Origin of the sequence: Winslowiella sp. 2C04 (genome assembly GCF_050037805.1) — a bacterium.
Lineage (GTDB): Bacteria > Pseudomonadota > Gammaproteobacteria > Enterobacterales > Enterobacteriaceae > Erwinia > Erwinia toletana_A.
Genome location: NZ_CP188300.1, coordinates 2,726,038 through 2,749,953, shown reverse-complemented (window position 1 = coordinate 2,749,953; position 23,916 = coordinate 2,726,038). Strand labels below are relative to the sequence as shown.

23 protein-coding genes and 1 tRNA gene are annotated in these 23,916 nt (G+C 52.9%); 15 read left to right on the top strand and 9 right to left on the bottom strand.

The window, feature by feature from the left end:
- Positions 1-139: 139 nt before the first annotated feature.
- Entirely contained in the window at positions 140-523 is a 384-nt protein-coding gene (locus ACP3TC_RS12275; protein ID WP_426816549.1) for a hypothetical protein, read from the top strand.
- Positions 524-556: 33 nt separating this feature from the next.
- Positions 557-976 carry a GNAT family N-acetyltransferase gene (locus ACP3TC_RS12270; RefSeq protein WP_426816548.1) on the top strand — a complete coding sequence of 140 codons (420 nt, stop codon included), beginning with the start codon at positions 557-559 and terminating at the stop codon, positions 974-976.
- A gap of 15 nt (positions 977-991) precedes the next feature.
- On the opposite strand, the gene ACP3TC_RS12265 is transcribed toward ACP3TC_RS12270, so the two are convergent.
- Together ACP3TC_RS12265 and ldcA are read right to left on the bottom strand one after the other, a co-directional pair.
- Positions 992-1,654, bottom strand: a complete 663-nt coding sequence (locus ACP3TC_RS12265; protein WP_426816547.1) for an MBL fold metallo-hydrolase — start codon at positions 1,652-1,654, stop codon at positions 992-994.
- 26 nt (positions 1,655-1,680) lie between these two features.
- Positions 1,681-2,607 (bottom strand): muramoyltetrapeptide carboxypeptidase, encoded by a 927-nt coding sequence (gene ldcA, locus ACP3TC_RS12260; RefSeq protein WP_426816546.1) that lies wholly within the window; start codon positions 2,605-2,607, stop codon positions 1,681-1,683.
- Positions 2,608-2,840: 233 nt separating this feature from the next.
- Here ldcA and emtA point away from each other — a divergent pair, with 233 nt between their 5' ends.
- The 4 genes from emtA to ACP3TC_RS12240 all read left to right on the top strand — a co-directional run bounded on the left by emtA (position 2,841) and on the right by ACP3TC_RS12240 (position 7,050).
- Entirely contained in the window at positions 2,841-3,467 is a 627-nt protein-coding gene (emtA, locus tag ACP3TC_RS12255; RefSeq protein WP_426816545.1) for a membrane-bound lytic murein transglycosylase EmtA, read from the top strand.
- 230 nt (positions 3,468-3,697) lie between these two features.
- Positions 3,698-4,927, top strand: coding sequence for an MFS transporter (locus ACP3TC_RS12250; protein WP_426816544.1), 1,230 nt, complete (start codon positions 3,698-3,700; stop codon positions 4,925-4,927).
- Between the two features lie 23 nt (positions 4,928-4,950).
- Positions 4,951-6,006 carry a sugar phosphate isomerase/epimerase family protein gene (locus ACP3TC_RS12245; RefSeq protein WP_313857117.1) on the top strand — a complete coding sequence of 352 codons (1,056 nt, stop codon included), beginning with the start codon at positions 4,951-4,953 and terminating at the stop codon, positions 6,004-6,006.
- 63 nt (positions 6,007-6,069) lie between these two features.
- Positions 6,070-7,050, top strand: a complete 981-nt coding sequence (locus tag ACP3TC_RS12240; RefSeq protein WP_313857118.1) for a LacI family DNA-binding transcriptional regulator — start codon at positions 6,070-6,072, stop codon at positions 7,048-7,050.
- 7 nt (positions 7,051-7,057) lie between these two features.
- On the opposite strand, the gene ACP3TC_RS12235 is transcribed toward ACP3TC_RS12240, so the two are convergent.
- Positions 7,058-7,372 carry a SelT/SelW/SelH family protein gene (locus tag ACP3TC_RS12235; protein ID WP_426816543.1) on the bottom strand — a complete coding sequence of 105 codons (315 nt, stop codon included), beginning with the start codon at positions 7,370-7,372 and terminating at the stop codon, positions 7,058-7,060.
- Positions 7,373-7,952: 580 nt separating this feature from the next.
- Between ACP3TC_RS12235 and ACP3TC_RS12230 the strand changes: the two genes are divergently transcribed.
- Positions 7,953-9,167: an oxalate decarboxylase family bicupin gene (locus ACP3TC_RS12230; protein ID WP_426816542.1), complete on the top strand. Its 1,215-nt coding sequence runs from the start codon at positions 7,953-7,955 to the stop codon at positions 9,165-9,167.
- A gap of 70 nt (positions 9,168-9,237) precedes the next feature.
- Here ACP3TC_RS12230 and ACP3TC_RS12225 read toward each other — a convergent pair whose 3' ends face one another.
- The gene (locus ACP3TC_RS12225) at positions 9,238-9,975 is read right to left on the bottom strand and encodes a flagellar brake protein (RefSeq protein WP_426816541.1); all 738 of its coding nucleotides are present in this window, start codon (positions 9,973-9,975) and stop codon (positions 9,238-9,240) included.
- Between the two features lie 210 nt (positions 9,976-10,185).
- Here ACP3TC_RS12225 and ACP3TC_RS12220 point away from each other — a divergent pair, with 210 nt between their 5' ends.
- Both ACP3TC_RS12220 and ACP3TC_RS12215 read left to right on the top strand, forming a co-directional pair.
- Positions 10,186-10,383 (top strand): DUF883 family protein, encoded by a 198-nt coding sequence (locus ACP3TC_RS12220; protein WP_313857122.1) that lies wholly within the window; start codon positions 10,186-10,188, stop codon positions 10,381-10,383.
- A gap of 10 nt (positions 10,384-10,393) precedes the next feature.
- Complete coding sequence (locus ACP3TC_RS12215; protein WP_313857123.1) at positions 10,394-10,642, top strand: GlsB/YeaQ/YmgE family stress response membrane protein; 249 nt, start codon at positions 10,394-10,396, stop codon at positions 10,640-10,642.
- A 63-nt stretch (positions 10,643-10,705) separates the two neighbouring features.
- Here the strand turns inward: ACP3TC_RS12215 and ACP3TC_RS12210 are convergent, their stop codons facing one another.
- The 3 genes from ACP3TC_RS12210 to treA form a co-directional block, all read right to left on the bottom strand.
- Positions 10,706-12,826, bottom strand: coding sequence for a TonB-dependent siderophore receptor (locus ACP3TC_RS12210; RefSeq protein ID WP_313857125.1), 2,121 nt, complete (start codon positions 12,824-12,826; stop codon positions 10,706-10,708).
- A gap of 259 nt (positions 12,827-13,085) precedes the next feature.
- Positions 13,086-14,366, bottom strand: coding sequence for an MFS transporter (locus tag ACP3TC_RS12205; protein WP_426816540.1), 1,281 nt, complete (start codon positions 14,364-14,366; stop codon positions 13,086-13,088).
- A 77-nt stretch (positions 14,367-14,443) separates the two neighbouring features.
- On the bottom strand, positions 14,444-16,063 hold the full coding sequence (treA, locus tag ACP3TC_RS12200) for an alpha,alpha-trehalase TreA (RefSeq protein WP_426818274.1): 1,620 nt from the start codon (positions 16,061-16,063) through the stop codon (positions 14,444-14,446).
- 304 nt (positions 16,064-16,367) lie between these two features.
- On the opposite strand from treA, the gene phoA reads away from it, so the two are divergent.
- Complete coding sequence (phoA, locus tag ACP3TC_RS12195; RefSeq protein WP_426816539.1) at positions 16,368-17,780, top strand: alkaline phosphatase; 1,413 nt, start codon at positions 16,368-16,370, stop codon at positions 17,778-17,780.
- A gap of 162 nt (positions 17,781-17,942) precedes the next feature.
- Here the strand turns inward: phoA and ACP3TC_RS12190 are convergent, their stop codons facing one another.
- The gene (locus ACP3TC_RS12190; RefSeq protein ID WP_426816538.1) at positions 17,943-18,770 is read right to left on the bottom strand and encodes an aminoglycoside phosphotransferase family protein; all 828 of its coding nucleotides are present in this window, start codon (positions 18,768-18,770) and stop codon (positions 17,943-17,945) included.
- Positions 18,771-19,035: 265 nt separating this feature from the next.
- Here ACP3TC_RS12190 and ACP3TC_RS12185 point away from each other — a divergent pair, with 265 nt between their 5' ends.
- Positions 19,036-19,479, top strand: a complete 444-nt coding sequence (locus ACP3TC_RS12185) for a DUF3237 family protein (RefSeq protein WP_426816537.1) — start codon at positions 19,036-19,038, stop codon at positions 19,477-19,479.
- Positions 19,480-19,720: 241 nt separating this feature from the next.
- Here the strand turns inward: ACP3TC_RS12185 and ACP3TC_RS12180 are convergent.
- Positions 19,721-19,808 (bottom strand) — tRNA-Ser (locus ACP3TC_RS12180).
- Between the two features lie 233 nt (positions 19,809-20,041).
- On the opposite strand from ACP3TC_RS12180, the gene ACP3TC_RS12175 reads away from it, so the two are divergent.
- The 4 genes from ACP3TC_RS12175 (at position 20,042) to ACP3TC_RS12160 (ending at position 23,916) form a co-directional block, all read left to right on the top strand.
- Positions 20,042-21,511, top strand: a complete 1,470-nt coding sequence (locus ACP3TC_RS12175) for a peptide MFS transporter (protein ID WP_426816536.1) — start codon at positions 20,042-20,044, stop codon at positions 21,509-21,511.
- 85 nt (positions 21,512-21,596) lie between these two features.
- Positions 21,597-22,538, top strand: coding sequence for a glyoxylate/hydroxypyruvate reductase GhrA (gene ghrA / locus ACP3TC_RS12170; protein WP_313857135.1), 942 nt, complete (start codon positions 21,597-21,599; stop codon positions 22,536-22,538).
- 55 nt (positions 22,539-22,593) lie between these two features.
- A complete protein-coding gene (locus ACP3TC_RS12165; RefSeq protein ID WP_313857136.1) occupies positions 22,594-23,331 on the top strand; it encodes a phosphatase in 738 nt (245 codons plus the stop codon).
- Positions 23,332-23,367: 36 nt separating this feature from the next.
- On the top strand, positions 23,368-23,916 hold the full coding sequence (locus ACP3TC_RS12160) for a TorD/DmsD family molecular chaperone (protein WP_426816535.1): 549 nt from the start codon (positions 23,368-23,370) through the stop codon (positions 23,914-23,916).

The following is a 23,916-nucleotide window of genomic DNA, read 5'->3' as shown; positions in this document are numbered from 1 at the left end:
TTGATTTTTACTCAGTAATAATAGCTCATTTTTTCGCCATCGGATTTTTCCGGAAGCATTTTTTTGGCTGTGCTAAGCTGGAGTGGCAAAATAATGCGTAAATTCAGAGAGAAAACATCGGCAGCGGAGAATAAAAAACATGTCTTTTAAATCACTGGCAGCCTGTCTGCTGGTATTCAGTACATTTCCTGCCCACAGCGACACTGAATTTCAGATAACCTGCCCGGGGCGCGCCACCATGACCATCTCACGTGCGCAGTATGGTCTGACGACAGCGATGTGGCCGAATCATCATTTTCAGGTGGCCTCCGGTAAACAGCGTTCACAAATCAACGGCGGCGATAAAGTCACTATCACCCGCTTTCGCAATGGCGACCAGCTGATTGTCGATAAAAGTTCCGGTGAAACCTTTTTTGCATTTAGCGGCAGTAGTGAATTAGTGTCATGTTCACGCACCCGCGATCGCGAAACCGATGCAATTTCGCTGGAACGCTATGAGGGTTCGCTACAGAGCCACTCCTGAAACGACGATTAAAGTGCTGAAAGGAGCAAGAAGATGCAATTAACTGTTACCGCCACCCCCAGTCAACAGGATTTGGATGAGGTGAAAGCCGGGCTGGTGAGTTTTAATTCGCAGTATATCAATATGGATGAAATTAAGCCGATTGGGCTGTTTTTTACCGATGAGAAGCATAACAAACTGGCGGGATTGACCGGGTCGACGGCGGGAAACTGGTTGCGCATTGATATGCTGTGGGTCAGTGATACGCTGCGCGGGCAGGGGGTGGGTCGCCAGTTGATTCAGGCCGCTGAGCAGGAGGCACGTAAACGTGGTTGCCTTTATGCGCAGGTGGATACCGCCAGTTTTCAGGCGCGTCCCTTCTATGAAAAGCAGGGCTACCAGTTGCGTTTAACCCTCGAAAACTATCCGCGCGTGCATCAGCGTTACTACCTGACTAAATCACTGCTGGCCTGAGGCCAGCAGAAATTATCAGTAGATCGGGTCGTCACGCATATCCAGTGGCGACCGCTCCGCCTCTTCTATTGCCTGCTGCCACTGTTGCGGATTGACTTCCTGCCATGAAAGATGTGCCCGGGTAGAACTCATCAGCACCACATCCGGCTGTAAGCTGCGATAGTGCTTCAGCGTATTCTGCAGATCAAGCCAATTGCTTTCCGCCACGATTAACGTCCTCCAACCGCTATTATCCTGAGTGAGGGTATCGCCGACAAACAAATACCGTTTGCCATAAGGCGATTGATAGTAGTAGCTACAGCTACCGGGAGTATGGCCGGGTGAGGGCAGTATATGAAAATCACCGAAATGACTCTCTTGCGTCGAGAAGGTGGCGTCCGGTTCCACGATCCGACTGACCTGACCGAGCGATCGCACATGGCAATACAGTGGATTGTTAAAGCGCTGCTGAATCGCCAGCGCGCCGGGTGACGCTTCGTGCCAGTGGGTCAGATAGTGGCGCATCACGCCGCCGAGATCGGCTAAGGCTGTATGATCTTGCGGATGTTCGACGCGTGAAATCAGCAGATTGCCGCGCGGATGACGCAATAAAAACCCGTGCATCATCAATTCGGGTTGCGGGTCTGCCGCCGGAAATTCCGGGGTTGAAATCCACAGATCTTCGTAAAGCGGCTTCATAGTGATGTCCTGGTGACGTAAACGGCTTATCGCAGCGTTGGATGCCCGCTGACAGTCAGCCGGCTGGCTCCACGGCTGACCTGCACTGTCGCCCGCGCACCCAGCGGCAGCGTAACGGTATTATAGTCGTGACCATACGCCAGACCACTAATTACCGGCAGGCCGGTTAGCTGACGAATTCCGTCCCAGACGCTGGGAAAATCAAAGCCCTGATCGTATTCAGTGAGAGTTGCCCCGGTAAAGCTACCGGTAATAATTGCGCGCTGGCGCGCCAGAATACCGCTCTGGTGCAGCTGCAATAACATGCGCTCGATACGGAACGGATGCTCATTTACATCCTCGATCACCAGAATTCCGTCGTCGAAGGTGGGTAGCCACGGCGTGCCGACCAGGGAAGCGATCATCGCCAGGTTGCCGCCCCAAAGTGTACCGCTGGCCCAGGTATCTGGTGCGTCGGTTGTCCATTCAATATCGAATTGCGCTGACGTCATCGCCTGCCAGAAATGGCGTTCGGTGAAGGGGGAGAGTGTCCCGGCTCCGAAATTACCGGTCAGCATCGGCCCGCTAAAGGTGGTTAATCCGCTGCGGCTTAGCAGCGCCAGTTGCAACGCAGTAAAATCGCTGTGGCCACAGATGGCCAGCGGCTGTCCGCTCAGACGCTGTTCCAGCGCCGGATAATCGACGTCATCCAGCAGGCGGCTGATGCCATAGCCGCCGCGCACCGCCAGCACAATATCGGGCAGCACAGGCAGGCTGGCCAGCGAATTGATATCGTTCAGGCGTTGCTGGTCATCACCGGCAAAGCGCTGAAAACGACGCAGAATTGCGGCGCTATTTTCTATCTGATGCCCCTGGGCGCTGAGTCGTTCAACTGCCAGCCAGGCAGCATCCTGATTCTGACAATAACCGCTGGGTGCGATCAGTCGAATGCTGCGAGAAGTTGCAGAGATCATGCTCGGTTTTCTCCCTCTAAGTGAACAATCATGGCGAACGGTCTAAAAATTAATGACAGGCCGCGAATCATTTGCCACTATTTACTGTCTCATTCGCTTGATGATGACGAAAAGCGGGCGTGAAGTCACCACTGGCCACTGTTTTCAAAGCAATTCAGATAAACGGCAATATTTAATACTAAGCCAGTCAGTATGATTGAGCGCGATTAAGTGGCTCCGAGGAAGAGAATAGCGTGAAAACCCGATCGCTGATGTTATGTGCACTGTTACTGGCAGGATGCGCCAGTGAAAAACCGCAGCATGCGCCTGCGGAGCGACAAACAGCCTTAACCAAAGCCCCACCGCAAAAGGTTTCACAGGCCTGGTCAATCTTTACCGAAAACGCAGCCAGCCACTATGGCGTTGATGAGCGGCTGATTACTGCCATTATCAGCGTAGAGTCCGGCGGCAATCCAACGGCGGTAAGCCGTTCGAATGCCGTTGGTTTAATGCAGATTAAAGCCTCTACCGCCGGGCGCGAAGTTTACCGCCATCAGGGACGGCACGGGCAACCGAGTGGTTCAGAGCTGCGCGATCCGGCTAAAAATATCGACATCGGCACCGCTTATCTGCGTATTTTACAGTCGAAGCAGCTGGCCGGGATCCGCGATCCGGAGACCTTACGCTATGCCACGATTGTCTCTTATGCCAATGGGGCCGGCGCGTTGTTACGAACTTTCTCGTCCGATCGTCAGCGCGCGATTGCGATGATCAACGATATGACGCCGCAGGAGTTTTACCAGCACGTGCAGGACAAGCACCCGGCGGCACAGGCACCGCGCTATCTGTGGAAAGTCACCACAGCTTACCGCACCATCTAAATTTGCCGGTCTTCACGCATCAAGCGGTGGCGACCGGCATTTTGCCTGTTTCTCTCAGCGAATCGCTGGCTCGATCCTATTTAGCCAGATAACCCCCTCAGCTGAAAAATCCTGATGATCAACAATCGGTGACATTGCCGAAATGTGATCGGTACAAAAGAACGGCATTTTGTAATCGATTACTTTACTTGCAGGCTTAATGTAATCGATTACTTTTTGGCGAGGATAATATGGTATTCACAACGCAACGCTCAGATAACCCGACTGTGCAGCAGCGGATGCTTATTCCGCGCCTGTCATTGATGATGTTTATGCAGTTTTTTATCTGGGGCAGCTGGTCTGTAACCCTGGGTCTGGTAATGACGCAGCACAATATGGCGTTGCTGATTGGTGATGCTTTCTCTGCCGGGCCAATTGCCTCGATCCTGTCGCCGTTTGTGCTGGGTATGCTGGTGGATCGCTTTTTCCCCTCGCAGAAAGTCCTGGCGGTGATGCACCTGGCGGGCGCGGTGATTTTGTGGTTCGTACCGCAGGCGCTGATTGCGGAAAATGGCGCGCTGCTGATCGGCTTGCTGTTTGGCTACACGCTTTGCTATATGCCAACGCTGGCGCTGACCAATAATATCGCGTTTCACAGCCTTGCCAGCAGCGAAAAAAGTTTTCCCATTGTGCGCGTATTCGGCACCATCGGCTGGATCGTGGCGGGCATTTTTATCGGCTTCACCGGTATCGCCGCCAGTGTGTCAATTTTCTCGCTCGCTGCCATCTGCTCAGTGGTGCTGGCGGTGTACAGCCTGACGCTGCCACATACCCCGGCACCGGCAAAAGGGCTGCCGTTGAAACTGCGCGATCTGTTTTGTGCTGATGCCTTCGCGCTATTGAAAACCCGCCACTTCTTTATTTTCGCGCTGTGCGCCACGCTGATCTCCATTCCTCTTGGCACTTATTACGCTTTTACCGCATCGTGGTTAGCAGATGCAGGAATTGAAAATGTCAGCACCCTGATGTCACTCGGCCAGATGTCGGAAATCTTCTTTATGCTGGTAATTCCGCTGCTGTTTCGCCGTCTCGGCGTCAAATACATGCTGTTTATTGGCATGTGCGCCTGGTTTGTGCGATATGCGCTGTTTGCTATGGGGATGAACGATGAAACCCGCGCCCTGATCTATCTCGGCATCCTGCTGCACGGTGTCTGTTACGACTTTTTCTTTGTGGTGGGGTTTATCTACACCGATCGCATTGCAGGCGAAAAAGTGAAGGGGCAGGCGCAGAGCATGGTGGTGATGTTTACCTATGGCATTGGCATGTTGCTCGGCTCACAGATTTCCGGCGCGCTATACAACAGGGTGGTTGCCGGTCAGGTCTCAGCGGAAAACTGGGCGTTGTTCTGGTGGATCCCGGCAGTTGCAGCAGCGGTAATCGCTATTATTTTCCTCTTCTCGTTCAAGTATCGGGATTAAGAGGTTTTTTATTGGAGGTGGAGATGAAAACGTTAAAAGGTCCGGGTATATTTTTGTCACAGTTTATTGGTCAGCAGGCTCCCTACAATTCGCTGGATGGGCTGGCGAAGTGGGCGTCAGCGCTGGGGTATAAAGCGCTACAGATACCCTGTAACCATCCGGCAATATTCGACCTGGAAAAAGCGGCAACCAGTCAGACTTATTGTGATGAAGTCACAGGGCTACTGGCGGGATACGGACTGGTAGTGAGCGAGCTGTCGACCCATCTTGAGGGCCAACTGATTGCGGTGCATCCGGCGCATGATGTGGCGTTCGATAGCTTTGCCCCCGCAGCGGTGCGCGGCAACAGTGCCCGCCGAACGGAATGGGCCATCGACAGCGTGAAAAAGGCGGCGTCGGCATCGGCGAAACTTGGCCTGCGCGCGCATGCAACTTTTTCCGGTTCCCTTGCCTGGCCCTATCTTTATCCCTGGCCGCCTCACAATCCGCAGCTGCTGAGCGAAGCTTTTGCCGAGCTGGCGCGCCGCTGGCTGCCGGTGCTGAACCAGTTTGACCACCATGGTGTGGACGTCTGTTATGAAATTCATCCAGGTGAAGATTTGCATGATGGCGTGACGTGGGAGCGTTTTCAGGCCGCAGTGAACCATCATCCGCGCTGCAATATACTTTTCGATCCCAGTCATCTTCATCTGCAACATATTGATTATTTGCAGTTTATTGATATCTATCATGCACATATTAAAGCCTTCCACGTGAAGGACGCAGAGTTTCTGCCCAACGGACGCAGTGGCGTGTATGGCGGCTACCAGCGCTGGATCGATCGTGCCGGGCGTTTCCGTTCGCCGGGTGACGGGCAGATCGATTTCAACGGTATTTTCAGCAAACTGGCGCAGTATGATTATGACGGCTGGGCTGTTCTGGAATGGGAGTGCTGCCTGAAAGATGCCGACAGCGGCGCGCGTGAAGGTGCTGAATTTATTCAGCGTCATATTATTCCGGTCGCCGATCGCGCCTTTGATGATTTTGCGGCGCAGGAAGATTGCTCAGCCAGCGTGCGTGCGCAACTTGGGCTGATTTAGAGCGCCTGATGAATTTATGGTAGCCTGTGTAACATCAGGTTCCTTGCAGGAAGTGCTTCCCTCATGTCCATTCAAAAAATCGCCCGGCTGGCGGGCGTTTCTGTCGCTACGGTTTCGCGGGTGCTGAATAACAGTGATTCCGTAAAGGAACAAAATCGCGCCAGGGTCCTGCAGGCCATCAGCGAGAGTAACTATCAGCCGAACCTGCTGGCACGCCAGCTGCGCACCGCACGCAGTTCGATGATTCTGGTGATGGTCTCTGATATTTCAAATCCTTTTTGCGCCGAGGTGGTGAAGGGGATTGAGGAGCAGGCGGAGAAAAATGGTTATCGCATACTGCTGAGTAATTCTGGCTCTGACATTGAACGCTCGCGTTCCAGCCTGCAACTGCTGGCCGGTAAAATGGTCGACGGCATTATCACCATGGACGCCTTCAGCAAACTGCCGGAACTGACACAATTAATCGGCACCACGCCCTGGGTTCAGTGCGCGGAATATGCCGATGCGGGCGACATCTCCTGCGTAGGAATCAGTGATATCGACGCTGCGCAGCAGGTTGTGCGCTATCTGGTGGGTAAGGGGCACCGACGCATTGCGCTGATTAACCACGATCTCAGTTACAAATATGCTCAGCTGCGCCAGCAGGGCTATCAAAACCAGTTACAGGCCAGTCAACGACAGTGGCAGGCGATCGCCTATGCCAGCGAATTGAGTTTCAACGCCGGCAAGCGTGCGATGCAACAATTGCTGGCAGGCGAGCAGCGGCCTGATGCGGTGTTTGCAGTGTCGGACACTCTGGCGGCCGGAGCAATGTCGGCGATCATTCAGTTCGGGCTGCGGGTGCCGCAGGATGTCGCGGTAGCCGGTTTTGATGGCAGCGAGTTAGCAGAAATGGTGTCACCGCCGTTAACCACCATTGCCCAACCTTCGCGGGATATTGGCCGCAAAGCCTTTACGCTGCTGCTGCAAAAGATCGATTCGCCGCTTTCACCCGCCGAACGCGTTATGATGGACTGGCAGTTAATCGTCCGCGGTAGCGCGTAGTAAATCTTCAGCCGTTGCCATTACGCTCAGGCCCGCTGTCGCTCTTTTTATCGATATGTCCCAGCTCGCGCTCCGGGAAGCATTGCGCGCGCAGTCGGCGCTTAATCTCTGCCGCATCCGGAAAGCCGCCCATGGTTTTGCGATCCCAAATCAGTTGGTCATCCACGGTAATCTGATAAATACCACCGGTCGCCGGAATCAGTGTTACCTGCGCCAGGTCGGTACTGAAGGTACTTAACAGTTCCTGCGACATCCACGCCGCGCGCAGCAGCCAGTTGCATTGTGAACAGTAGGTTATCGTCACCACCGGCAGAGTTTTCATCGTTTATTTCCTGATTTCTAACGTTTTGCTGAATCATCAGTTTGCCCGATCCCGGCAGGCTTTCCAGCTTTTTCATGTATCGCCCTCAGTGACTGATGGTTTTCTATCATGAGTTGCAGGCTGGCCGCATTGCCGGATAAATGATGGGAAAGATGCTGCAACGGTGCGCTGCCGGAAACTTACGCTGAGGGTAAGGTCGAATTTATGCTATTCACCCAAGAGAATTACCGTTGAGCAACGTCGTCGAGGCGGATAATCAGAGAGCAACCATCGCGAAATACATTAGAAAGTAAAATGCTTCAAAATGTTTTTCAGCCTCGATGCATTCAGGCCAGCGCTATAAGTGAGTTGTTAATAATTTGTGCTATTTAACCACTTTTTTACTGAGGTCAGATATACGGTTGTTAAACAACTTGCTGAAAAAAGAGCGGATAAGAGCTTGTTGGTCACATTGCCATTACTCGGCAAGCCTGCAAAATTTTACATCTCGGCAACAGTTTTTTTAGCCATCCGTATTATAGATATTCTGCTGAGGAACAGAATCTCAGCGCAACCTTACAAGGATCAAGGAATATCTTTAATGAATAAACTCTCACGAAGAACGTTCATGGCCTTTGCTGCGGGCGGTACGGTAGCGCTGGCTACCGGTCAGGTTCATGCACACGATAATAACGTTAAAACCTATCCGGCCAACGCTAACCGCGACCCGGGTCCGCATGATCCGATCAGGGAAGCAGAAAATCCGGACATACTAAACCCGCCGGATACCGACAGCGGTACCTTACCCAATCTGCGCTATTCCTTTAGCGATGCGCACGTGCGGAAAAGTAGCGGAGGCTGGACCCGTCAGGTCACTCAGCGGGAACTGGGCGTTTCAACCACTATTGCCGGCGTCGATATGCGTCTTAATGCCGGGGGCATCAGGGAACTGCACTGGCATAAGGAAGCGGAGTGGGCCTATATGACCTACGGTAAGGCACGGGTTACCGCATTTGATGCGGAGAGTGGCTGGTTTGTTGACGATATTGGCGTCGGCGACCTGTGGTACTTTCCACCCGGCATACCGCACTCAATTCAGGGGCTGGGGCCTGACGGATGTGAATTCTTAATCGCCTTCGATGACGGAAACTTCGATGAGGACAGTACTTTCCTGCTGTCAGACTGGTTTAAACATATTCCCGCCGATGTGCTGGCGAAAAACTTTAAGGTACCGGTCTCGACGTTCGCAAACCTGCCGTCACCGCAGGATGAGTATATCTTTGCCGGTACCGTGCCGGGCAGCCTGGCCTCTGACAGCATCAAAGGCTCAGCAAAATCTAAAACCGGATTTACTCACCGCATGATGGCACAAAGCCCGATCAAGGCGCCTGGCGGCACGGTGCGTATTACCGACTCATCCAATTTCCCGGTTTCAAAAACCATCGCCGCTGCGCTGGTGGAAATTGAACCCGGCGGAATGCGCGAACTGCACTGGCATCCTAATAATGATGAATGGCAATACTATCTTGAAGGAGAGGGGCGGATGGGGGTCTTTGCCTCGTCCGGACAGGCAAGAACCTTTGATTATCGGGCGGGTGATGTCGGTTACGTACCTTTCGCGATGGGTCACTATGTCGAGAACACCGGCAGCACACCGCTGCGCTTTCTCGAGCTGTTTAAAAGCGACTATTATGCCGATATCTCCTTAAACCAGTGGCTTGCCAGCACACCGCCGGAACTGGTTAAACAGCATCTCAGGCTGGATGACAACTTTATGCAGGCACTCTCATTAATCAAAAATCCCGTGGTGAAATAAAGATTAATGGCCGGTTATCCGGCCGTTTTTAAACCGGACGCAGCGTATCCGTAATCCTTCACCGCGCTCGCTAATCGGCAAAACGTCTGGCCTTATCGCGTGCCAGTCGCTCCAGAGCGAAAATTACCTGCTGTAGCTCTCTTTCCACGGTGGCGGTCAGCGCAACAAAGCGTAAGCTCAGCCGTGGCGTTACCACCGTTTCATTTTTACTGCTGATAGTGGTGCGTTCGCCAATATGCAGCAGCTGCGCATCGACTGTAAACTGACCATATTCCCCAAGTTCCACCTGTAAACCCTTCAGTATTTCGCCGCAGCCGAGTGTCGGTGGTAAAGCGCCATCGGCCAGTACGCCAATACCACCCAGCGACAGATCGTGCAGGCGAAAACGGGCAACCGAGCCGTCTGGCCAGTGGCTCTGGCAGAAGAAGCCTGGTTCCAGTGGCGCCGTCACGCGGAAAAACTCGCGGCGCTGAATCAGCCACAATAACGGCGGCAGCGGGGCAGAAAATGCCGGTAAGCCCTGATATTGCACGGCATCAAGCCTGTCGAGGGCGAACTCCACTTTGGCCCCCTGGGGTTCGGCAGAAATGTGCAGATCTTGTGACTGTAACGCCAGCTGATTGTCATACGGATTGCTGCCGTAATCGACAACCAGCTGATGTTGATCAACAAACAGTAAGCGGCTGATAAACTGACCGCGAGCACTGGCTATTCGCACCGGGGTCTGATGTTTCTCGAGGTCACGCAGTACCCCCAGCACTGCCAGCGTGCCGCGTTTCAGGTACTGCTCTTTTTCTTGCTCTTTCACATCCTGCTCCGGTGCGGTGGCTTTATCGCTGCTGATAGCGTTACCCGATCAGTATCGGCTTAAATGCGGCGGACTTTACTTATAATCGATCGTCTCCCGCTGTTTTTTTCGTCAAAGTTTAGATTTAAATCACAGAGTTAGAATTATCGCCTATACTAATTGGCACAATAGGGCCTCGGCCATCTGCGAGCTTATCAACAGGAGAGTGTGATGTTTTCAAAACGTGAAGCCGGTAAAAAACTTGAGCAGGTTCAGGAACGCTCCCGCGAAGCAGGCAGCGAACTGTGTGATGAGCTGAAAAGTGCAGCAAGCGAATCCTGTGATTATTTGAAAAAGAATCCATGGGCTGGCGTAGGCATTGGTGCAGCGCTGGGTTTGGTGATTGGTGTGTTAATTAGCAAAAAATAAGGAGCAGGAAATGGGAATTCTTTCATGGATCATTTTTGGTCTGATCGCCGGTATCATCGCGAAATGGATTATGCCAGGTAAAGACGGTGGCGGTTTTATCATCACCATCGTATTAGGTATTATCGGTGCGGTAGTCGGCGGCTGGATCAGTACCTTCTTCGGCTTTGGTAAAGTCGATGGCTTTAACTTCGGTAGCTTTGTGGTGGCGGTAATCGGTGCCATTGTGGTGCTGTTTATCTACCGTAAAGTCAAAAGTTAAGCACTAAAGATAGAAAAAAAGGGAGACGTCAAGTCTCCCTTTTTTGTGGCTGTCAGTTAACTATCAGAAGTCGTAACCGACGGTGGCAACAACAGTGCGCTCAGCGCCTTTATAGCAGAAGCCAGTACCATAACAGGCGGCAATATATTCGCGGTCAGTCAGGTTATTGGCATTCACCTGCACATATGCCCCTTTCAGCTGGCTATTCCAGGCACCAAGATCGGCGCGTACGGAAGCATCAAACAGGGTAACGGAAGGCAGGCGGGTGGTATTTTCATTGTCAGCCCACTGTTTGCCCATATGACGCACCCCGGCACCGACGCTCAGACCATAATCAAACTTGTAGTGCGCCCAGACGGTGGCGATTTGGTTTGGCGTCAGGTATGGCGTGTGACCATCGTTGTTATCCGGCGTCTCTTTAAAGCGCACGTGGTTCAGCGTGTAGCCAGCAATGGTGCTCAGACGCGGGGTCAGCTGATTACGTGCTTCCAGCTCCAGCCCTTGTGAGTGCACTTTACCGGCCGGCACGTTAATCGCATTGATAACGTCGCGGCTGGAAACATCTTTTTGTGTCAAATCATAGACGGCAATCGAGTACATATCGGATGTACCCACCGGCTGATATTTAACACCCGCTTCATACTGCTCGGCGGTGCTTGGTTTCAGCAGGTTTTGATCCGGCCCGGTCAGCGAACTTGGGGTAACCGCCTGGCTGTAGCTGACGTAAGGCGAAATTCCGCTGTCGAAGGCATACAGCACTGACGCCCGGCCACTGATATGATCGTCCGAGCGGCGGCGTGAATCACCAGAAGTATCATTGGCCTGTTTTGCGACGATACGATCGTAGCGACCGGACAGGTCGATATGCCACTGATCCACTTTCATCAGATCTTGCAGATAGAGCCCGGTCTGATGATAGCGACGAGTCAGATCATCATCGGTATAAAAGTTCAGCGCAGTACCGCCAGAAACGCCGGTAAACGGATTCAGGTTACTGGCCGTTGCACCGCCATCCCACAGATCGTTTTTGTACTGATGATACTCAGCACCCAGCACCACTTTGTGTTCCACCATCCCGGTAGCAAAATCGGCTTCCAGCTGGTTATCAATCGCCATAGCATCCAGCGACGAGCGGGTGCCGGAATAGTAACGCGTTAATTCATCACTGGTCGGGCTGACCCAACCTGCCTGATAAACCTGGTCAAGCTTGACGTTCGAATGGGTATAGCTGGCGTTAGAGCGAACAGACCAGGTTTCATTAAAGCGATGCGCGAACTCATAGCTGTAGATCTGCTCGGTACGTTTGTACTGATCAAGAGAGCTTTCACCTTCATAGAAGCTCCGGCTGAGTCTTTTACCGTTGTGATCGGTGATGGTGCCGTCCAGCGGCACCGAGCCGTGATAACCGCCCGAAGGATCTTTTTGCAAATATGCGCGCAGTAACAATGAGGTATCTTCGTCCGGCTGCCATAGCAGCGAGGGCGAAATCGCATAGCGCTCTTCACGGGTATGGTCGTACTGAGTATCGCTGCTGCGGGTCATACCAATCAGACGAAATGCCCACTGGTCGTTAATCGCATTGGTATAGTCAAAGGCGCCGCCTTTGGTATTTTGCGTGCCGCCAGACAGGCGGAAATGGCCCTGCTCAGTAAACTGCGGACGTTTAGACACCATATTAACCAGGCCACCCGGTACTGTCTGACCATAGAGGGCAGAAGAGGGGCCTTTGATCACGTCGATGCGCTCGAGGAACCAGGGATCAACTTGCAAGACGTTATGGCTACCGCCATCACTCATCACCCGCAGCCCGTCAAGGAAGGTGTTGTCGGTGTCACCGCCGTGGAAGCCACGCAGAGAAATGGTATCGAAGCGTGAAGCGGCACCGGCAAAGTTGGTGAACACCCCCGGCGTATAGTTCAGCGCCTGGTTCAGGTTGGTCGCACCCTGATCTTCAATCTGCTGACGGGTTACCACGGAAATTGATTGTCCGGTAGTAATCAGCGGCTCATCGGTTTTCGTTGCACCGGTACTGCTTTTTACGGTGTAACCTGAAGTGGGTGACTGGGCGGTTTCGGCTGGCTGTGCAGTAACGACCATGGTCTCTTCTGCAAAAGAGAGTGCTGGTGCGGTGAGTGCAATTGAACAAAGCAGAGCAGAACGCTTTAAGGTAAAAGCCATTCTCATTCTAGATATCCCATAGTTTCATTGTAATAGAGCCGCCATTTCCAAAAAGATCGCGGCCTGACGCGCAGCGGCAATGCGATTGACTTACATTTACATATATCTAATGATAATTATTATCTTTCTCGATAACGGTTTCAAGCATTGATTATGCTTATCTATTCACACAAAAAGATCGGGGTATTAACATAACTGAGCAGTAAACAGACAAAGGCGTTGAGGCGGCTGCAGGCCAGACAGCGTCGGGGCTGTCTGGCTGAGGTTAACTTTCGAGATCGCGCAGATGGTCGTCGGGGCGTAGGGTGAGGATCGCCATCAAACTGATTAATGAAATGATGACCACATACCATGCCGGAATATTGATATTGCCGGTCTGCTTGATCAACGCGGTGATGATCAGACCGGCGCAGCCGGAAAACACCGCATTAGACAGGGAGTAGGCCAGGCCTAATCCGGTATAACGTACCCGGGTCGGGAACATCTCTGCCAGCATCGCTGGTCCGGGACCGGCCAGCAAACCGACCACCGCACCGGCCAGCATCACCGCCGCTGCCTTCCACCACAGGGATGCCTCAGGCTGTTGTAAAATCGCCAGCAGCGGGAAAGTAAAAATGATCACTGCGCCAATCGCCAGCAGCATTATGCGGCGGCGGCCATAGCGATCGCTAAGACGACCCGCTGGCAGAATGGTCAACGCAAAGCCAATATTTCCCAATACCGTGGCAACCAAAGCCTGCTGGAAACTGGCGTGCAGTGAGGTTTGCAGCCATGACGGCATCACGACTAAAAAGGTATAACCGGCTGCTGACCAGCCCATCATGCGACCAATTCCCAGCGCGATGGCTTTCACTACGCCGGAAAGCGGCGCGGGTTGCAGATTCTGCTGCGTCTGTTTAAAGCTCGGAGTTTCATCCAGCTGCAAGCGCAGCCACAGCGCCACCAGACCCATTGGCAAGGCCAGCAGGAACGGCACGCGCCAGCCCCAGCTGTGCAACTGTTCGCTGGTCAGTAATGTAGCCAGTAACGCCACAACACCGGCACCGGCCAGTAAACCAAGCGCCACGGTAAAAGATTGCCAGGCACCGTAGCTGCCACGTTTGCCACGCGGCGCGAACTCGGTCATCAGTGCCACTGCGCCGCCAAACTCACCGCCGGCAAACAGCCCCTGAAGCATGCGCAATAGCGTCAGCAGCAACGGCGCAGCGACCCCCAGCGTAGCGTATGTCGGCATCAGCCCAATGGCGGCGGTAGCCAGCGTCATCATAATCAGCACTGCTATCAGCGTCGGCTTACGGCCGATACGATCGCCAATACGCCCAAACAGAATCGCGCCCAGCGGGCGGCAGAAGAAGGCGAGGGCAAAGGCGGCGTAGGTAAGGATCAGGCTGGTTATCTCGCTTTCACCCTCAAGGCGAAAGAAATTCCCGGCAATGACCGTGGCAAGAAAACCGTAAACGCCAAACTCATACCATTCAATAAAATTACCGACCGAACCGGCGACGAGCGCACGGCGACTGGCTGAGCGAGTGATTTGTGCTTGCATGATGGCTCCGGGCCAGTCGAGGGGAGCCGTTTTCGGCTCCCGCTGTGAGGATATGCAGTGATTAACGTGCACAATCCTTATTGGGTTTTGCTGATATCACTAACGTTATTACAGGTGACATCTTTCGGGCAGTACATATCCATCAGTTTTAGCGTAACGCCGTTGGTCCAGCCAAAGCCATCCTGCAACGGATATTCACCGCCGCCGCCGCCGCCCAGACCGCTGCCTTCCACGACATACTTCTCAACCAGCTTATGCTCTTTGTCATAAGTGGCCTGCACATTCTTCAGAAAGCGCATGCCGATATCTTTTGCCAGCGTCTGTTTGCCGTAGTGATTCAGGCCCTCAACCGCCACCCACTGTAACGGTGCCCAGCCGTTTGGCGCATCCCACTGCTGACCATTATTGACGTTAGTGGTAACCAGCCCACCTTCTTTCACCAGCTGTTTCTGGACTGCATCGGCAGTGCGGCTGGCTTTCTCTTTGCTGGCGACCTGCAGATAAAGCGGGAACAGCGTGGCGGCGGTCAGCTGTTTACGCACGCTGTTTTTCTGCCAGTCATAGTCGGCATACCAGCCATCCTGTTCATCCCACAGGTAGCGGTTAATCGCTTCCTGACGTTTTTTTGCCAGATCGTCAAAGCGCTGACTGGCGTCATCCTGTTTCGCCAGTTTGCTGGCGTGAGCAAGCGTTTTTTCCAGGTGATACAGCAGGGCGTTCAGATCCACCGGCACAATGCGGGTGGTGTGGATGGTAGAGAGATCGTCAGGCTTATCAAACCAGCGCGAGCTGAAGTCCCAGCCGGAAGCCGCACCGGCGCGCAGATCGCGATACAGTTCCGCTTTATTCCTGTCGGTCGCTTTCTGTGCGGTGGTAATATCATCCATATAGGATTCAGTGCGCGGCACGTCGCGCGCATCCCAGTAGCGGTTAAGGATCGCGCCATCTTTCAGTTTGACCACGCGCTGGCTGGCTTCACCAGCTTTTACCGTCTCCGCATCCGCCATCCAGTACTCCCACTCCTTTTGCAGCTGCGGCTGGTATTTGACATAAACCTCATCGCCACCGTGCTTCGCCAGCAGATCAACCATCAGGCTAAAGAAGGGAGGTTGAGAACGGCTGAGATAATAACTGCGGTTTCCGTTCGGAATATGACCGTATTTATCCAGCTCTGCCGCGAAGTTATCCACCATATCCTGCACCCGATCCCAGTGACCGCTTTCAGCAAGCCCCAGCATGGTGAAGTAGCTGTCCCAGTAGTAAACTTCGCGAAAGCGGCCGCCTGGCACGACATACGGTTTCGGCAGCGGCAGCAGCGAATCATACTGATTCACTTTGTCGGTGGTGCGCGTCAGCACGGGCCACAATCCGTTGATATGTTCACGCAGGCTTTGCCCCTGCGGTGGTACATATTTTTCACCGTCGGCTGGCAGAATAAAATTGCTGTCTACAAAGTGGCGCAGATCGAAATTACGCTGAGATTTTTGCATCTGCCAGTCGGCGAGAATCGAAGAGGGGCTGTATTTTGGCACCGCATCAGCGAAAGTTTTTTGATCGGGAAAGAACTTTGCCGACTGCACGGCGTGATACAACGGACCGAGACGCACATCGGGCGGCTGTGGCGCGCTGGTTAACATGCGCTGATCATCTTCAGCATGCGCAGGCAAAGTCATGCCCGCCAGCACGCCGGTAAACATTAGCGGCAGCAACAGTGCCCCTTTCCATTGACGGTTATCAACTCGTCTCATCATCGGAAGTTCTCCTTGTCCAGACCAGACATGGTCTGTAAGTAATTGACCATTCGAAAAACTTTAGACGAAATTTTACAAAGTGTTGGAAAGCAGGGCGCGAACTGTGAGGTGGCTAATGGTTTTAATGTTATCAGGCGGCGCTGTGACTGACATCAGAATGACATGCCGGTGTCACAAAACTGACAGGGTTTTGTAGCAAACTCGCTCTCTGAAAACCTTAGTTAACTTTTTCTCATGGAGAGATGGCAAGATGTCACATAAAAAACTATTCACCCTGTCGGTTATTGCTACCCTGTTTTCCACCAGCTGTTTCGCCGATATTGCTGCCTACAGCCGCGCGGCTCAAGGCGATCTGACGCAGCCAGGTGGCGCACGCCGCCTGACCAGCGATCAAACCGAGGCGTTAAAAGCGTCGTTAAATAATCACACCGCGAAAAACGTAATCCTGCTGATTGGTGACGGGATGGGTGACTCTGAAATCACCGCTGCGCGTAACTATGCCGAAGGCGCAGGCGGTTTCTTTAAAGGCATTGACGCGCTGCCGCTGACCGGACAATACACCCACTACGCGCTGGATAAGAAAACCCATAAACCAGACTATGTAACCGATTCTGCCGCCTCGGCCACCGCCTGGAGTACCGGAGTGAAATCGTATAACGGTGCGATTGGCGTAGATGTTAACGGCAAAGATCATCCGACGATAATGGAAATTGCCAAAGCGGCAGGTAAAGCGACCGGCAACGTCTCTACTGCGGAATTGCAGGATGCCACTCCGGCGGCGCAGATGGCACATGTGACCTCGCGCAAATGTTACGGCCCGGCGAAAACCACGGAACTCTGTGCCAGTAATGCGCTGGAGCAAGGCGGCAAAGGCTCGATTACCGAGCAACTGTTAAATACCCGCGTTGACGTCCTGCTGGGTGGCGGCGCTAAGACCTTCAGTGAAACGGCGAAAGCCGGTGAGTGGCAGGGAAAAACGCTGGAGGAACAGGCAAAGCTGCGGGGTTACCAGTGGGTCAGCGATCTTAACGGCATGAACGCCATCAGCGAAGCAAATCAGGATAAGCCAGTGTTGGGGCTGTTTGCTGAAGGCAATATGCCGGTGCGCTGGAAAGGCCCTAAAGCCAGCTATCACGGTAACCTGACAAATGAAGCGATTCGCTGTGAGGTGAATGCAGAACGTCCGGCCTCAACCCCGACGCTGGCGCAGATGACCGATAAGGCCATTGAGCTATTGAGCAAAAATCAAAATGGCTTCTTCCTGCAAGTTGAAGGCGCGTCAATTGATAAACAGGATCACGCCGCTAACCCATGTGGCCAGATTGGCGAGACGGTAGATCTGGACGAGGCGGTGCAGAAGGCGCTGGAGTTTGCGCGTAAGGACGGCAATACGCTGGTGGTCGTTACTGCAGATCACGCGCACTCCAGCCAGATCATTGCCAATGACAGCAAGGCGCCGGGACTGACGCAGACGCTGAAGACCAAAGAGGGTGGGCTGATGACCATTAGCTACGGTAACTCGGAGGAAGATTCTCAGGGACATACCGGCACTCAATTGCGCATCGCCGCCTATGGCCCGCATGCTGCAAATGTGGTTGGCCTGACCGACCAGACCGACCTGTTCTATACCATGCGGGCGGCGATGGGCATTACCCAGAACTAACGAGGGTTAGCGATACCACAATCCGCCAAAAGCCCGAACACGCGTTCGGGCTTTTGCGCTTGGTCACGATTTAAAGCTGGAAACATTGGGGTGACAGACGGGGTCTGGCATCAGAAAAATTGGCCTGAATTTCACCCCTAAGGTTAACCTGAACAGTTTCAGTCACTGCTGCAGTTTGGCAATTGCCAGCCTAGCGACTTCTGGTGTGGTGGAAATTGGTTCATTGCTTTCAAGTGACCATGCGGTTGAAAGCCCACACCATGCAATTATCCACATAAGAAGCCGCTCTCTGTCCAGACCTGCCATTTGACTAACGATCTCCTGCCGTTGTTCAAATACTTCTGGCACAGTCGCGACCCGGGGAACGGGATTGTCAGCATCCGGATTGGTGAAAATATTGGCATAGTCGAATCCTCGTTCGCCTTTTACCCCTTTGGGATCAATCGCCAGCCAGCCCGATGAGCCAAAATCAAGAACGTTTTCATGGTGCAGGTCACCGTGTAATGCGACCACATCACGTGGAGTGGATAGCAATTCTTCCGATATTTCTGCGCTGCGGATAAGAAAACCACCATATTTCCGCGCTGCTGGTTTTAAAGCGCAAAACCACTCATGAAGAGGCATAAGCTGAGGTAACGGACGTTTCTGGCCTGCATGCAGCTGGTTTGCAGTAAGGCAGAGGATACGACAGGCCTCTGCATCCTGGCCTTCCCGGGACATAGCGGACAGAGAGGCGGGTCCTGTGGCACGCTCCAGAAGAATTGCCTGATTTTCACAGGCGATAACCGCTGCCGCGCCATTTCCTCCCCACCACGCCATAAGAGCATTACCGGTTTGTTCATACTCGTCATCGGTAATTTTTAGCATGGCTTTTATGCCACCTGTGATTGTTTTTACCGGCAGGAGTTGTGAGGTATGCGTGACGCAGGGGGGGCCATCTGGAATGAGTTTCCAGCGCGTCAACCAGGGTTTGAAGGCTAATTTATCCATTAATTTCCCTGTCGGTTAAGGGACAGTATACGACAGATCTGTCAGCGATTGTAGCCGGTGAAATTACTGTTATATACCTTCGGCCATTATGGTTGCCTGTCATTTTCAGAAGCATGCTTATTTTTTACAATAACAGAAAATTATGCGGCTTAATTCTGTTAGATTCCAGTTATACTAAAATTTCGGCGGTTGCAACACTGAAAGTCTGCTATCTACTGCCAACCAGCCTGATGAGAACATGATCGATTACAAAAGAGGTAGTGTTATGAATGGAAAGAAAATTATCACCTATGACATGACCATAACTGATGTCATTGACAGTGGCACTTCGTTTGAAGATATTTTATCAGGTAAAAAAGAAATACCTTTGCAAGGTGTGAGAATTTTCATTTCATTCGAAGGTAAAGTCTCTGGCGAAGTAACGGGGACTATCTCTGGTGTTGATTATGTTTATTTAAGATCCGACGGTAGGGCTGAGCTGGATATCAGAGCCATAATTCAGACTGCAGATGATGACAGAATTGCCGTTGTTGCTGATGGTGTGGCAAATATCGTTAAAGGTGAATCCCGACATAATATTTATGAAAATGTAAAGCTCACGACATCCGCAGAAAAATATCAAATTTTAAATCTGTATCAGGTTTGGTCTGTTGGTTATGTTGATTTCGAAACTAAAAAGTTAGTCCTGGAGGGGTATTTACAGGATTAAAATCGATATTGATTTTGACGCTCTTCAGTGATGCATTGCGGAGCAACGTATAGCCCCTCAGGGCAGGGTAATATGCTGGCGCCCAATTCATTTGCCGCCAGCGCAGCCTGTTCCTGGTAGCGAGGCGCGATGGCCCACTGGCGGCAATAGCCTGCTCACCTTTACGATGACGGTCGCTGAATTCCACCGCCAGCCAAAAACAAAAAAGCCCGAACCGAAGTTCGAGCTTTTTTACAGAATATGGCGGTGAGGGAGGGATTCGAACCCTCGATACGTTGCCGTATACACACTTTCCAGGCGTGCTCCTTCAGCCACTCGGACACCTCACCATATTGTTGTCGGCAACTGACTTGTCGACGGCGGCTAATGTAGGGATTTCCCGCCGCGCCGTCAACGAACTTTCGTCATTCCGTGATGCGTTCAGACAGTTTTTCAGCAGGTTGCTGGCAAAATGGCCGAAAGAGGCAAAAAACATAACTAATCACATTTTCCATCCTGCATCATTGAGCAGTAATGCGCATAATAATGCGCTTATTCTGGCAAGAAAATCACAGAGGTTAGTTTGAATCACGTAACAAAGGCGCAGCCACACGGCGTTCCCGCCGGTTCGGGTGCACTCTTCTTTATTCAGATCTTCGCCACGCTCGGCTTCGCCGTTCTCTATTCGACGCTGGTACTGTATGCCACCAAACGTCTCGGATTCAGCAATGCCGAAGCCACGACCATGATGGGCGTATTTGGCGCGTTTAACTACGGTCTGCACCTGTTCGGCGGCTATCTTGGCGGCCGCTTTCTCAGCAACCGCAATCTGTTTGTGCTGGGAATGGTGTTGCAGGTGGCGGGGTGCTGGGTGCTCTCCGGGCAGAGCGCCGATGGATTATACTGGGGGCTGGCGATGTTCCTCACCGGCAGCGGCCTGAATGTCACCTGTATCAATATGATGCTGACCCAACGTTTTGCCCCGGAAGATAACCGCCGTGAGAGCGCGTTTCTGTGGAATTACGCGGGTATGAACCTCGGATTCTTTATTGGTTTTACCGGAGCCGGTTATTTCCAGCTTACCGAGCACTATCAGGCGCTGTTCCTGTTTGCCACGGTGGGCAATGTGCTGGCGATTATCATCTCACTGCTGCGCTGGAAAATCCTTGCAGATATCAATACGCCATTGCTGCAGGCCAGTAAAAGCCAGTTCAGGCTGCGGATGCTGATCGGGCTGGCGATTCTGGTACTGCTGGTTCCGCTGATTCGCATCATGCTGACACACGCCGATTTTACCGGCTCGTTTGTTATCGTGCTGGGCATTGCGGTGTTTTTATTGCTGTGCCTGACCACGCTGCGCCATCGTCCGCGCGAAGAGCAGCGCCGGATGGCCGCTTATCTGATCCTGGCGATCGGTTCCCTGGTGTTCTGGATGCTGTATCAACTGGCGCCGATGGGGCTGATGCTGTTTGTTGAGCACAATATCAATCTTAACGTTTATGGCATTCATGTTGCTCCGCAGTGGGTGCAGAATATTAACACGCTGGTGATTGTTATTGGCGGCCCGCTGCTGGCGATGGGCTTTCGCAACCTGCGCGAGCGCGGCTGGCGCATTGATATTCCCTTGCAGTTTGCCTCTTCACTGTTCTGTATAGGTCTGGGAATGCTGGTGCTGCCGTTGGGTATCATGCTGTCCGGCGGTGATGGCATGGTGGCGTTTAAATGGATTGTTATCAGCTATCTGTTCCAGAGCATCGGGGAATTGCTGATTTCGCCGATTGGTTACGCGATGATTGGCAAACTGGCACCGGCGCGCTATCAGGGCGTGATGATGGGCTGCTGGATGATGGTCACCGGTGTGGCCTCGGTGCTGGCGGGCTATGTTTCAGGCTGGATGCCGGATAACAGCGGCAGTACGCCACTGCTGACCAACCCGGGCTACAGCCATATCTTCAGCCTTCTCGGTTGGGGTGCGGCGGCAATTGGCCTGTTAATGCTTTGCCTGATACCACTGCTGCGCAAGCTGATTCAGCAAGCGCCGGTCAGACCGTAATGCCACGGGGCAGATTAGCTGCCCCGAAATTTTCACTTGCCAGCACGCCCATTATCCCTGAGCCTTGAAAAAAACAGGAGGAAATGTGGATATCATTTTTTATCATCCGTCTTTTAAAGCAGCCACTTGGATCAACGGCTTACAGCAACGCCTTCCGCAAGCGCGCGTTCGTGAATGGCAACCCGGCGACAATGCCGCGGCAGACTACGCGCTGGTACGCACACCGCCGGTTGAAATGTTGCAAGGGCGCAGCGATCTGAAAGGGATTTTCGCCCTTGGCGCTGGTGTTGACGATATTCTGAGCCAGTTAAAACAGCATCCTGAGATGCTGCCGGCCTCGGTTCCGCTGTTCCGGCTGGAAGATACCGGCATGGGCCTGCAAATGCAGGAGTATGCGGTGTATACCGTGCTGGGCTGGTTTCGCCGCTTCGATGATTATCAGCTGCAAAAACAGCAGGCGCTGTGGCAACCGTTAAAAAACTACCGTCGCAATGCGTTCACCATCGGCATTCTTGGCGCCGGAGTTTTAGGGCGTAATGTGGCGCAAAGTCTGAAAGCATGGGGTTTCCCAATCCGCTGCTGGAGCCGTACTGCCAGGCAAATTGATGGCGTCACCACCTATCACGGGGCCGATCAGCTAAACGATTTTCTTGATGGCACTCAGGTACTGATTAACCTGCTGCCAAATACGCCGCAGACGGCGGGGATCATCAATCGTCAGTTGTTAAGCCAGCTTAATCCAGCAGCATTTGTGCTGAATCTGGCGCGTGGTGCTCACCTGGTTGAAGATGATTTGCTGGCGGCACTGGAGGCCGGTGAAATCAAAGCGGCAGCGCTGGATGTGTTTGTTCAGGAACCGCTGCCGCAGAGCAGTGCGCTGTGGTCGCACCCGCGAGTGGCGATTACGCCACATAACGCTGCGGTCACGTTGCCGGAAGAAGCGATGGACTTTATTGCCAAATCAATCCAGCAGCGCGAAGCCGGTGAAATGCCGGAAGGACGAGTGGATATCGCACGCGGTTATTAACCTCTGTAAGGGCAGGGATGCTATCCTTGCCTTATTAAAAAAGGAGAAAATCGCTATGTACCCCGTTGATCTTCATATGCACACCGTTGCCAGTACCCACGCCTACAGCACTCTGCACGACTATGTGGTTCATGCCAAAACCAACGGCATCAAACTGTTCGCCATTACCGACCATGGGCCGGATATGGCGGATGCGCCACACGCCTGGCATTTTATTAATATGCGCATCTGGCCACGGCTGGTGGAAGGCGTTGGCATTCTGCGCGGCATTGAAGCCAATATCAAAAATACCGCCGGTGAAATTGACTGCACCGGTCCGATGCTGGATGCGGTGGATCTGGTGGTAGCCGGTTTTCACGAGCCGGTATTTGCGCCACAGGATAAAGCCACCCATACCGAAGCTATGATTGCGGCGATGGCCAATGGTGATGTGCATATTATCAGCCATCCGGGCAATCCGAAGTTCCCGGTGGATATTCCGGCGATAGCGGCGGCGGCAGCGAAATATGATGTGGCGCTGGAGATTAATAATTCATCGTTTACCACCTCGCGCGCCGGCAGCGAGCCGAATTGCCGGGCGATTGCGGCGGCAGTACGCGATGCCGGTGGAAGACTGGCATTTGGTTCCGATTCCCACACCGCCTTTACCCTCGGTAACTTTGAACACTGCCTGCGAATTATGCGCGAAGTGGATTTTCCGGAAGAACGCGTGTTAAATGTCACGCCGCGTCGTTTACTGGATTTTCTGGAAAAACGCACCGGCAAACGCATCGAAGAATTTGCTGATTTGTGACGCTGTCACTTTTAATCTCTTACTGGACTAAAATGAATGAATGAGTTCTCCATCATCTGCCGCATTCTCGGCTCGCTGTATAATCGTCAGCCGCAGGATCCGCTGCTGGTGCCGCTGTTTACTCTGTTGCGTGAAGGCAAGTTGCAGCAGCAATGGCCGCTGGAGCAGGATGAACTGTTAACTCGCCTGCAACAGAACAGCGATCCGCAGGCGCTGGCCGCCGATTATAATGCGCTGTTTGTGGGCAGCGACTGCAAGGTTTCCCCGTATGGTTCACAGTGGGAAAATGGCCCGCAGGAAGCGGATGTACGCAGTTTTTTGCAGCAGCGCGGCATGCCATTAAGCGATGCGCCAGCCGACCATATCGGTGCACTGTTGCTGGCGGCTTCATGGCTGGAAGATCAGTCGGAAGAGGACGAAATTCAGGCGCAAATCGCGCTGTTTGACGACTATCTGATGCCGTGGTGCGGCGCATTCCTTGGCAAAGTAGAAGCGCACGCCAGCACGCCTTTCTACCGCACGCTGGCGGCCATCAGTCGTGAAGCGATTCAGGCGATGCGTGACGAGTTAGAAGAAGTAAATTAA